The organism is Aquimarina gracilis (assembly GCF_035285365.1).
GTDB classification, from domain to species: Bacteria; Bacteroidota; Bacteroidia; order Flavobacteriales; family Flavobacteriaceae; genus Aquimarina; species Aquimarina gracilis.
On record NZ_JAYKLX010000006.1, the window covers coordinates 128053 to 140323 of the forward strand.

Consider the following 12271-nt stretch of genomic DNA (forward strand, 5'->3'; position numbering starts at 1 on the left):
GATCGTGTATTTTGCGTAATAATGACACTACTTTGCGTCATTTTGAACTCCTGCCTGCTGGTTTCCCAGTGGGTTACAGTGTGTATATAATTGTAGATTAAATAAATTTATGTAAAAACATCCCTCTAAATCTACCTTCAAAAGGGAGACTTCTTAACTCCCTTCCTTTGCAGGAAGGATCAGGGATGGATGTTTTTTATAGGAAAGGTTCAATTCAAGAGATATGTACACAGATATTGTTGCGATCGAACAGAGCCTGAAACATCCCTCTAAATCTCCCTTCAAAGGGAGACTTCTTAACTCCCTTCCTTTGCAGGAAGGATCAGAAATGGATGTTTTTTATAGGAAAGGTTCAATTCAAGAGATATGTACACAGATATTGTTGCTATCGAACAGAGCCTGAAACATCCCTCTAAATCTCCCTTCAAAGGGAGACTTCTTAACTCCCTTCCTTTGCAGGAAGGATCAGAAATGGATGTTTTTTATAGGAAAGGTTCAATTCAAGAGATATGTACACATCGTAACCTAAAGAGAGAGAAAATTGAAAAGAACTAAGTATCAAACATTTAGTTTGTTTCAGGCATTTTTCTTATTTCAAACTCATGTTAGTTTAACAAAACCCGCATTATTACTGGCCCGCGCACTGGGTTGGGGTCTCCGCACCGCGGGGACACCTCGCCTGTGTGCGCGGGAAGATCACCACCCTGTGCGGAGCAACTGCCGAGTGCCGTTGGTCGATAAAACCAGTGCGCGGAGAGGTCACCACCCTGTGCGGAGCTCCTGCCAAGTACCGCTGATCGATAAAAGTAGCGCGCGGGAAGGTCACCTACCTGTGCGGAGCAGCTGCCGGGTACCGCTGGTCTATAAAAACATGTGCGGGAAGATTACCGACATGCGCGGGACAGGTTTGGTGCACTGTTGGTCGAGGAAATGTTATGGGATTATTCTGCAGCAAAAAATAGCCAGATGATCTTTTGGGTATCATCACAACATCACGGAATTAGCATCGCAATCATCTAAATTTAGATAAAGGGCCCTTATCTTAAAGGATTATTACTAACAAAAGTTTAACCTTTACCATTAATTTTTCTCAAGTTTTATTTGCGGATAACCGTAATTTTTTAACATTTTAGTATCTTAGTTGTTGATCACAGAACATCTATAGACTACTCATATTAAAACAAGTATGACTATCACCCCACCATCGGTCATTACCGTATGTTTTTTACTCTTTGTATCCTTATCGTGGGCTACAGTGCAAAAAAACGCTTCCTTTTTTGACCGTTATTATCAGGAAATTAATCAAAATCTTAAGCATGGTAACTATGAGAAAAACATAGAATTAATTGACCGAATAGTACAACAGCAAGAGTTTATCGAATTAGACTGTTACCTGAAAGGAAGAATCTTTCATAAAATAGGGGTTTCTCTTTATAAGTTAGATAGAGAAAAAGAAGCAATAGACTACTATAAAAATAAAGCTCTTAAGGTTTGGGGGAATTGTGAAGGCGTTCCACAATCAGAAAGAGCCAAAACTATTTATAACATTGGTGTTTCATATCAATACTTGGGTGAACTAGAAAACGCAAAAGACTTTCTGGACAGGGCTCTAATTTTTTTTGAAACTGACGCAGAATATCCTAAGTACGAATTAGCTAAAAAGTATCACGGAATAGGAAAATTCCACAAAGAATTAAATGATATTTTTAGAGCAGAATTATATCTTTTAAATGCTTTAAATCTATATAAGGAAGATGAAAAAACAATAAACCAATTCGAAGTAATCAATAACCTGATTACTATGAATATGGAATTTAAAGATTATGAAAAAGCTAAAAACTACATCAATCAAGCCCTAATGATTTACAACCAATTTCATTACCAAATTCCTAAAATTGATTTGGCATTAATATACCTAAATGCGGGTACAACTTATCTAGGGCTTAAAGAATACAAAATTGCCAAACAAATGGCTCAAAACGCATTAGAGCTATTAGATAAAAATAAAGAGCCTTTTTATTACTCCATAGGTTTAGAATTACTTGCTATAATTAATGCAGACTTGGAAAATTTTGATAGTTCTGAACAATATATGAATGATGTACTTGAAATCAGAAAACAGTTAGGAGTGGATGGTGACTATCAAGATGCAATTGCAAGAGGATATGAAAACTTATGCGATGTATTAATTCGAAAAGGAGATATAGATCAAGCAAATATATCATTACACAAAGCTTTTGAGTTTCTGCTTCCAGATGAAGAGTTTGACAGAAACAATTTACCTATTATTAAAAAGTCAAAAATACTTGATGACCGCCATCTGATACGATTAATAGAACTAAAAACAAAAATATTTGAAGCCCAATACAAGGATTCTAAAAACTTAAAATTTCTCAAAAAAGTTCTATTGGCCCAGCATAAAATTGATTCTGTTATCAATAGAAGCCTGTTTAATTTTCAATTTGAGCAGTCAAAACTGAATTTTTTAGAATTAAAGTTTGATCATTACGGAAAAGCGGTTGAAGATGCACTCGAACTGTATCGTATTACCGATAATCAATTTTATCTGCAAGAGGCATATCATTTTTCCTCAAAAACCAAAGCTATTGTGCTACAATATGAGCTCAACCAGGTAAATGCGCTTCAGTCTAATGTTTCTTCAGAAGTTCTGAAAAAAGAAAAAGAACTGCGAGAAGAGATGCACAAACAAGGAGCTTTGCTAACCGAAGCCAATAGCAGCAACAAAGATTCATTGCTTAATACCTTTACCAAAGCGCAATATGCATTAGATAGTTATTTAAAAGAAGTAGAAAAAAAAGAACCCGCTTACATCAAAGAAAAATACGCCTTTATTCGTCCTCCTGAACTTAAAAAAGTGCAAAAGGATCTGCCAAAAGATATGGTAGTCATTGAGTATTTTCTGACTGAAAACACGATGTATAGTTTTTGGCTTACTAATACGGAATTTATTCCGATTACAATTCCATATACCGAAGATCTGAAAAAGTCCTTTGACCAGTTTATAGCACAATGCCACAATCCAAAGACAGAAGTATCCAAAAAGCTTTCTAATGACATTTACAATGCGTTGCTTCAAGAAGGGCTTGGTAGAATAGGTACTAGCATAAAACGAATATGCATTATCCCTGACGGAGCCCTTCACAAATTGTCTTTTGAAGCACTAACCTCTAATCAAAATGCGCCGCAAAAATACCTAATCGAAAACTATGCCATTTCGTATTCGTATGCTTTGGCATTACTATTTAGAAACCACCATAAAAAAGAGTTATCAAATTATATCGGTTTTGGATCTAAATACAGTACTGATCTCAATCAAAAATTAAAAGCCCGCAAGCGTTTTTTTGGCAACGAGAACTTATCGCAACTCACTTTATCACAAGAAGAAATAAAAAGAGGGGCCGCTATTTTTGATGGAAATACATTCATTGATCATGAAGCCACCCTGGAAAACTTTCTAGCTTATGGCACCCAAGCAGATATTATACATCTTTCGCTACATGGCCTTGTAGATATTGATAATCCAAATAAATCATGTATAATTTTCGATGATCGCAAAGAGGAGTTTATTCTTTCTCCACAAGATTTATATAGCAACCGGTTACAAGCAGATTTAGTACTACTAAGCGCCTGCCATTCTGCGAGCGGAAAAATATACAATGGAGAGGGTGTACAAGGTATGAGCAAATCATTTCTACTGGGAGGTGCGCATAACATTCTTTCCAGCTTATGGAACGCCTCTGAAGCCAGTTCGATGGCAATTACAACCACATTTTTAGAATATATACATGAAGGACAACCCATAGACCTTGCACTTTATCAATCCAAACTAGATTATCTATCAAAATCAGAACCCAATAAAAGGCATCCGTACTATTGGGCTAACTTTATTTTATTAGGCGAAATCGAATCATCCAATAGTTCTTTACCTGTTTTTGTTTGGGTGGCCTTAATAGGTATACTAATTCTATTTATAGCCCTTATTATTGTCTCTTCAAAAAAGAAATCAAGCCTGTAAACCCTTTGTTTTTCAAGTTTTCTACGTTTTTTTAAAAAAAATATTAAAGTCTGTCACACTATTCTCTTTTCTCCCTTATAAGGTAAAGTACTACAAGTAAAAGTATTATTAACCAAATAAGATAGTATTACTGTGATAAAATTTAAAACCATACTCTTATTACTAACGTGTCTTTTTGTGAACCAATTAAATGCACAAGAAGATTTAAAACTTTGGACCGGTCATAGTGCACAAGCCAAAATCACAAAAGAATGGCGCATAAATGCTGGACAACTTCTATTATTCAACCAACAACCCTTTGAGTTGTCCTCAATGCAAAATAGCCTCAATGTATCGTATAGATTTGCCAAAAGGAAAAGAATTGGCCTTGGATTCATAAGGTCATCAGATCCATCAGATCCAGATCAAGAGGCTAGAAACCGACTTACCGGGCGTTTTAGAATGGATTTCAGATTGGGTAAGCTTAGAGTGGCAAATAGTCTTCGAGCCGAATGGCATTTCCCCGAAAGAAGCAAATTCGAATACAGATTGCGCTATGGGTTTCGTATTCATAGAGGTAATTTTGGATTACCTCTTAGAACCACTCCCTTTATTACCAATGAATTTCATTACTACCTCTCTGGGAGGCCCTTGCAATATCGTGATGAATTAGGAGAAAAAGTTGTAAAACAATCGCCAGATGGATTACATGCACATAGAATCACTCTTGGTATACGTTTCAGACCCTTCAAAAGAGCAAATGCTAGTCTAAGCTATATGAGGCAAACCGAGTTTAACATCGGTAGTAAGTATAGAGAAATAAATGTAGTAGACCCAAGAAACGGAAGAGTAAGAAGAGCCTTTAATAATTTTTCTGTAGTCATGTTTCGTTTTTCTTATCAACTGGATTTAAGAAAAAAAACTAGAAACACTTCTATAGGAGTCACCACAAAAAAAACAGATCATTCTAAAATCATAGCCTTAAACTAAAAATTTAGGAAAGAATACCTAAACCACTAAAAATGAAATATTAAATCTATTAAGAACCAATTTAAATATTTACTCATGAAAACTATTAAAAAATCTAATATCTGTAAAAACGTAGTTCATTATAATGTAAATCAAACCCTCTCAAAAAGTTATCTCCCCAAGGCTGGTGATGTAGCAATTTTTGAAGTGGTAAGTATAGGATCCCTAAATGCTATTCAAGATTTTGAAGGAAGAAATTGCTACATTTTTGAAGGAGACAAAATCATGTTGGCATTTGGCAACCGTTATGCCAGTAATCAATTTGAAGGTTATGTTCCCAAAGAGTATCAAGAACAATATGATCTAATCGGTAAAGGTGGCGTAGCCGGTACCGTAGCATCTATGTTCTACAAATTAGAATTAAAGGGTCCCACAAAACTAAAAATGCTGGGTTATGCTACAAATAAAAGTGGAGAAGTAATTAATACCATATATCATCACAGAAAGCCAATCAAGTTTAACTCTCAAAAAATAAGAAATTTTAAAACGATTCTATCCATCGGTTCTAGTATGGATAGCGGAAAAACGACTACGGCAGCCTACTTATGTAGAGGCCTAAAAGCTTCAGGATATAATGTTGCTTATATTAAACTTACAGGGACTGTTTTTAACAAAGACAGAATGCTGGCTTATGATTGTGGGGCCGATTTTGTGAGCGATTTTTCAGAATTTGGTTTTCCCTCTACTTACATGTGCACTACAAACACAATCATGGATCTTTATGAAGGGTTGTTATCTGATGTTGCCAAAGCAGACCCAGATTATGTTGTTATTGAAATAGCAGATGGCCTTTATCAAAGGGAAACAAGAGCTTTGTTAAATCACCCCCTATTTACTGAAACTATAGATCATGTTATTTTATCTTGCTGTGATAGTCTTGCTGTAAATAGTGGTGTGCAGTTATTATCCCCAATTTTTGGAACCAGGCTATTTGCACTAGCTGGTCTATTTACCGGGAGCCCTCTTTTAATTGATGAAGTAGAGCATATATTTTCCATTCCAATCCTTACACTATCTAAACTATTGCAGCCAGGATTGGTTATCGATTTGCTTTCTGAAGATGTAGACGTTGCCGTATAAAAGAAAGAAAAAATGAAATATTCACAAAAACAAGCCATGCTCATAAGTTTTACCATACTGGCACTGGTCTTGTCTCCAATTGTCGAAAACTGGGCTAGTAAGCCAAAGGATAACTTTCCTTTTTCTTACTATCCTATGTTTTCCAAGAAACGAAAAGCAACCTATGGTGTGTACTATTTTGTTGGTTATGATACCAATCAAAACAGACATATTATCCCATACAAGTTTGCAGGTACTGGTGGTTTTAATCAGGTGCGCAGGCAAATTAAAAAGGCTGCAAGGTCTAATAAAGCAAGTGAGTATACCCAAAAGGTAGCAGAACGAATTGCCTTAAAGAATAACTACCCTTATTCTCAATTAGAGCGAATCGAATTGGTAAAAGGGTATTATCACTTAGAAAAATATTTTTCAAAAAAAGACACCCTCCCCGTCCATGAAAGAAAAATAGCTTTCTATAAAATTGAAAGAAGATGAAGAATTATCTCGAAAAAATAAGAAGCAATTGGTTTATGCAAGTACCCCCACAAAGACTAGCTGTACTACGAATCGCTACAGGTTTATTTAGTCTTTGGTATTTGCTTTCAAGATTTGATATGCTTCAAAAAATCGTTAACAACAAGGATGCCTTTGAACCCATAGGTGTTTTGAGTTGGATGAATTACCCTATATCTCCAGAAATATTTTGGTGGATCACCATAGGCGTAATAGTGCTTAATGTATTATACATAATAGGTTGGAAATTTAAGTTTACGGGGCCTGCATTTGCAATTGCCGCTCTTGTATTCTTCACATATCGAAATTCATGGTCGATGATCTATCATAATCGAAATGCACTCATTCTTCATGTTCTGATTATTGGATTTGTGGCATCTGCCGATGCATGGTCCTGGGATGCATGGAGAAAATCTAAGAAAGGAATCTCGAATCCAAAAACACACTGGCAATATGGATGGCCAATTCAGTTGATATGTGCGGCTACCGTTGGAGCCTATTTTTTGTCAGGAGTTGCTAAACTTGCAGGTGAATTGGCCTGGGAATGGGTAACCGGTACTGCAATGCGATCACAGGTGGCCGTAGATGCTATCCGTAAAGAAATGTTAGGTTCGGAAGCTGCCCCATTATTTGAGATTTTATTTGAGCACACATGGTTATTCCTTGGTATGGGTATTCTCACCTTTGTCCTTGAACTGGGAGCTCCAATAGCCCTATTCAAAAGAAAATGGGGAATGATTTGGGCAGTACTTACCTGGATGATGCATTGGGGAATCTTTTTCATTATGGGAATTAGTTTCCGATATCAAATGACCGGGTTGATATTTTTGGCATTCTTTGATGTTGAAAAACTTTGGATGTCTTCAAAAGAGGTAATTTCAAATAAGTCTATTGATACACAAATTCAAAAGACTTCCCCTAATTCTATAGTGTTGTTTGATGGTGTATGTAATTTATGCAATAGCTGGGTAAAATTTATTATTAAAAGAGAGAAAAATGAATTGTTTCAATTTGCATCATTACAATCCAAGACTGCACAAGAATTAATTGGCGACACCATACCCCAAAACCTTTCTTCAATAATTCTTATTGAAGATAATATCGTTTACCAAAAAAGCGATGCGGTGCTACGCATTTGCAGAAACCTTAGAACTCCCTGGAATTGGGCTAGTATATTAATTACGATACCCAGAATTATCAGGAATAGTATTTATGATTTTGTTGCAAAACATCGATATCGCTGGTTTGGTAAACAACAACAATGCGAATTGATGCTGCCAGAGCAACGTATAAGATTTCTGGAGCTGTAGATGATCATGTTTGTTATGTTAAGTGGGCGGGTCAACGATTATGTTGAAATGGTTATTTAGAGTGTTTTTTTAAGAGTTGACCTTCCCTCCTAACATTGTAAAAATATATTTAAAATGAAAACAACGTTAATAAATAAGTGGAATATAATTACCCGTTTTGCAATCAAGAATGCATCTTTAATTACAATTACGTTTTTAACCGGCCTTTTTTATAATGTATTAACAATTCTAATTCCTATCAGCATTGGTAAGTTTTATGAACTCAGTTTTGACTTTTCTTCTCATCGATTGGCCGCTTTTAAGTTTATTCCATACATGGACGCCAAAGATTTTAAATCCTTTATATTATTTTTTACAATCTTGGTATTATTAAGGTTGTTTTTCGAGTACTTAAATCGTTACGGAATTGGATTAACAGGTGAACGCTTTAGTAAAAGTTTGCGTGAAAGGTTATTCAACAACCAATTGCAGATACACATGGGGATATATGACAGTAAAGGTATAGGAAAATATTTATTAAGATATAGCGGTGACCTAAAAAGCATTCAGAATTACATGAAAAACGGACTCATAAGATTTATACAAGACATTGTCCTTTTATGTATCGTAATTATTGCCATAGGTTATTTTGACCCTTTATTGGCTTTACTAATCACAGGTTGCCTTTTGGCTTCTTCTGTGCTACTATGGATACTTAATAAAGCATTATACAAAGCTTCATTAGAACGAAGAAATAGTCGTTCGGGTATGCTTAGTTTTGTAAACACAAGACTAAGAGGGATTATTACTTTAAAAGCCTTTAACAAGTATCAACCAGAAACAAAAAGGTATAAAAAAAGATCTGATAATCTTTATGATATTGGAAAACGTTACACCCAGATTGTATCTTTATTGCAAGCTATGATTCCCGCCATAACCTATGGTATGTTGGGTGTAATTATGTTTTATGTATTTTCTTCGACCCAAAAAGCGACTAATACGCTAGGTGTTTCTTCACTATTAGTTCTTATTTTATTAATTATTTCCATTCTACCTGTGCTTAGACGTAGTCTTAGAGTTAGTATTGTATGGAAATTAGGTAGCATTTCGTTTATTAAGCTTATTGATATACTTACCCTGCCCAAAGAAAATGAACTGTCTTTTAAGCAACTATCTTTTAAAGATGAAGAGATTATATTTAAAGATGTTGATTTTGAGTATCCTAATACGTCCAAACCTGTATTTAAAGATTTGGGGCTATCCATCTCTCCAAAGAGCACAACTTTATTCCAAGGAAAGTCGGGTGCTGGTAAATCTACATTTGTACGCTTATTATTGAAATTAATGTCCCCCACAAATGGGCATATATCCTTTGGTAATCATTGTTGTAGCGAACTTTCAGAAAAAACTATTCGAAAAAATGTAGCTATTGTATCCAAGGATTTTCCATTGTATGGAAAAGATGTCTACGAAGCCTTAGTTTATAATAGAAAAGAGAGCAATAAAGAAAAAGCAAAATTTTTATTAGAACATTTACAACAATTTGAAGACGAAAAGAATCAACTTCAACTGGATAGTAAAATTGGAGACCTCGGAAATAATTTAACCTCTGGACAGCAAAAGATATTAATGTATTGTAGAGCGTTACTTACCAAAAAACCAATTTTAATTCTGGAAGAACCTTTAAAAGAACTTAATACTCAAACACAAAAGCTTTTATTGCAAATGTTAAAAAGCATCCAAGATCAAAAAACTTTAATTCTACTAGATGATCATAAGGTAAAAGGCTTTGATATAGATAAGGTGCATTATTTATAATCCTGCTTCATCTTCGATCAAATTGTATTTTCATCATATATTTTTCTTAAAATCAAACATTTAAGAAAAAATTAGACGCTAAACAGTGATTTTTTGATACTTTCAAGAACGTAAACAGACTTGGGTCACAATCAAATACGTTTGAAACATAAAATATCCTGGAAAACTGCATCTGCGATCGTTATTGCCAATATGATCGGCACAGGAGTATTTACTAGCTTGGGTTTCCAACTTGTAGATATAAAAAATACTTGGAGCATTCTGTTACTTTGGATATTGGGAGCTGTTATGGCCGTATGTGGTGCGCTAACCTATGCAGAATTGGGAACCAAACTTAAACGTTCTGGTGGCGAGTATCACTTTTTAACGCAAACCTATAGTCCGTTGTTAGGTTATCTTTCGGGTTGGGCATCACTAACTATTGGCTTTGCAGCCCCTATAGCTCTTGCGGCTATAGCAGCAGGATCTTATACAGAAAGATATTTAGGAATAGATTCTAAGGCAATAGCAGTTGTCCTTATACTACTCGTTTCTTTTGTGCATACACATGATCTGCGTCGAAGTAGTATTTTTCAAAACATAACTACGAGTTTTAAGTTATTGGTGATATTGTTTTTTATTCTGGTCGGTTTTTGGGAACCTGGATCGATAACTACCGCTCTTGATTGGAGTTCAGGATGGAAACAAGAGATTTTATTACCTTCATTTGCAGTATCGTTAATTTATGTAACCTACTCCTATTCTGGTTGGAATGCTGCGGCTTATATCATCGATGATATCAAAGATGTTAATAGAAATCTCCCTATTGCCCTACTAGGCGGTTCGATTTTGGTTGGTTTGCTATATGTGTTGCTACAGGTGGTATTTTTAAAACAGGCCCCCTTAGAGCTACTTAGCGGTAAAATAGAAATCGGACAAATAGTTGCAACACAAATATTCGGAGATGTTGGAGGGAAAATTATAAGCCTTTTAATTTCCATAATGTTGGTTTCAAGTATTAGTGCCATGACGTGGGTTGGTCCAAGAGTGACAAAGGCTATGGCAGATGACTACAGGTTATGGTCTTTCTTAAAAAAAACGAACAAAAACAATATACCTAGTAGTGCAATTGGTTTGCAAGCAATAATTGCAGTAATCATGGTATCTACAGGTACCTTTGATCAAATTCTTACCTATAGTGGGTTTATACTTCAACTTTTTGTGGCATTAACTGTTTTTGGGCTTTTTTTTATTCGTAAAAAACAACATATCAAAGGATTTAAGAGTCCTTTGTTCCCTATACCACAAATTGTATTTTCGGTAATTAGCCTTTGGATATTGGCTTTTTTAATCATAGAACAACCTAAAGAATCCCTTATAGGTATTTTAATTCTACTTATAGGAATATTTACCTATTATTTTGATACCGAAACTATAAACACCAATAATCCTGATCCAAAATGATTTACCCTTATTTTACAAGAATAAAAATTTGCATTGATGATATTAAACAGCCTGTAACTGTTGAAGTTTTTTCAATTTGCGATTCATAAGAACAAACCAGAACGGCTGAAAAAGAGCCAAAACCATCATACCGGGATAGCCTGTTGGCATTTGGGGACTCTGAGGTACAGATTTCAATACGGCGTACTTTTTACTTCCGTTATAGTGATGATCAGAATGTCTTGATAGATTAAACAATAACAATCTACCAATAGGATGATCAGAATTCCAGGAATGGTGATGTTTTACACGTTCATATGTCCCCGCTTCAGTTTTCTTGCGCATAAGCCCATAATGTTCTATGTAATTAACCGTCTCGAGTAACATAATCCCAAGAATTGAAGCTCCTATAAAAGCCAACAAAACGTGCGTTCCGAAAAAGTAAAAAATAAGGGACAATAGTGCAATATTAGCAAAAGAGTATATTATCATTCTGTTTTGAAGAGAAAATGGAGACTTGCCTTGTTGTCGTAATCGAGCATTTTCCAATTGCCATGCTTTGAAGTAGCTGCCAAAATGCGAAGTAAACCAAAAAGTAAATAAAATTTGGTTCTTTTTGGCGGTTGCAGCATCGTTGGGTGTAGCTACATCTCTATGATGCCCTCCATTATGATAAGGGAGAAAATGAGTATCCAAAGAGGTCAACAATAGTATTTCTCCAATAAGTTGTTCTTTCCTATTTAACCTATGTCCCAATTCATGACCTACATTAATACCAAGTACTCCACACATTAAACCCATTGCCGAAACCCGGCCAAAGAATTCTATAGTTCCAAAGGTTGTATCTTGAATAATAAAAAGAAAATAAACAAGCATTCCTAACTGCACAGGCAATGCCAGGTACATTACCCAATCATAAATAGGATTATTCTTTTCGGCAGTTGCAGTTTCCTTATCAAAATTTGAGGCATCCGGTTTTAAAAACAGCTCCAAAAGAGGAACAAAACCAAAGAATACAATAAAAGGAATAAACGTCATGGCTCCCTCAGTATTAAATGATATATACACAGTAATCGGTAAAGTATACACCAAAAGATATTTTAATCGTTTCATTTTTTAGGTTTTA

The 12271-nt window shown here is 35.1% G+C and carries 8 protein-coding genes; 7 read left to right on the plus strand and 1 reads right to left on the minus strand.

From position 1 onward, the window contains the following. Positions 1–1186 precede the first annotated feature (1186 nt). The 7 genes from U6A24_RS13365 (at position 1187) to U6A24_RS13395 (ending at position 11166) form a co-directional block, all read left to right on the plus strand. Positions 1187–4036 (plus strand): CHAT domain-containing protein, encoded by a 2850-nt coding sequence (locus U6A24_RS13365; protein ID WP_324180488.1) that lies wholly within the window; start codon positions 1187–1189, stop codon positions 4034–4036. Between the two features lie 177 nt (positions 4037–4213). Beyond that, entirely contained in the window at positions 4214–5005 is a 792-nt protein-coding gene (locus tag U6A24_RS13370) for a DUF2490 domain-containing protein (RefSeq protein WP_324180489.1), read from the plus strand. A 75-nt stretch (positions 5006–5080) separates the two neighbouring features. Continuing rightward, positions 5081–6124, plus strand: coding sequence for a P-loop NTPase family protein (locus U6A24_RS13375; RefSeq protein WP_324180490.1), 1044 nt, complete (start codon positions 5081–5083; stop codon positions 6122–6124). Positions 6125–6136: 12 nt separating this feature from the next. Next, positions 6137–6598, plus strand: a complete 462-nt coding sequence (locus U6A24_RS13380; RefSeq protein ID WP_324180491.1) for a hypothetical protein — start codon at positions 6137–6139, stop codon at positions 6596–6598. Then, positions 6595–7926 carry a DCC1-like thiol-disulfide oxidoreductase family protein gene (locus U6A24_RS13385; RefSeq protein ID WP_324180492.1) on the plus strand — a complete coding sequence of 444 codons (1332 nt, stop codon included), beginning with the start codon at positions 6595–6597 and terminating at the stop codon, positions 7924–7926. Before U6A24_RS13380 ends, U6A24_RS13385 begins: the two co-directional genes overlap by 4 nt. A 114-nt stretch (positions 7927–8040) precedes the next feature. Further along, positions 8041–9723, plus strand: a complete 1683-nt coding sequence (locus U6A24_RS13390) for an ABC transporter ATP-binding protein (protein ID WP_324180493.1) — start codon at positions 8041–8043, stop codon at positions 9721–9723. 141 nt (positions 9724–9864) lie between these two features. Further along, positions 9865–11166, plus strand: a complete 1302-nt coding sequence (locus U6A24_RS13395; protein ID WP_324180494.1) for an APC family permease — start codon at positions 9865–9867, stop codon at positions 11164–11166. Between the two features lie 42 nt (positions 11167–11208). Here U6A24_RS13395 and U6A24_RS13400 read toward each other — a convergent pair whose 3' ends face one another. Beyond that, positions 11209–12258 (minus strand): alkane 1-monooxygenase, encoded by a 1050-nt coding sequence (locus U6A24_RS13400; RefSeq protein WP_324180495.1) that lies wholly within the window; start codon positions 12256–12258, stop codon positions 11209–11211. Between the last annotated feature and the right edge of the window lie 13 nt (positions 12259–12271).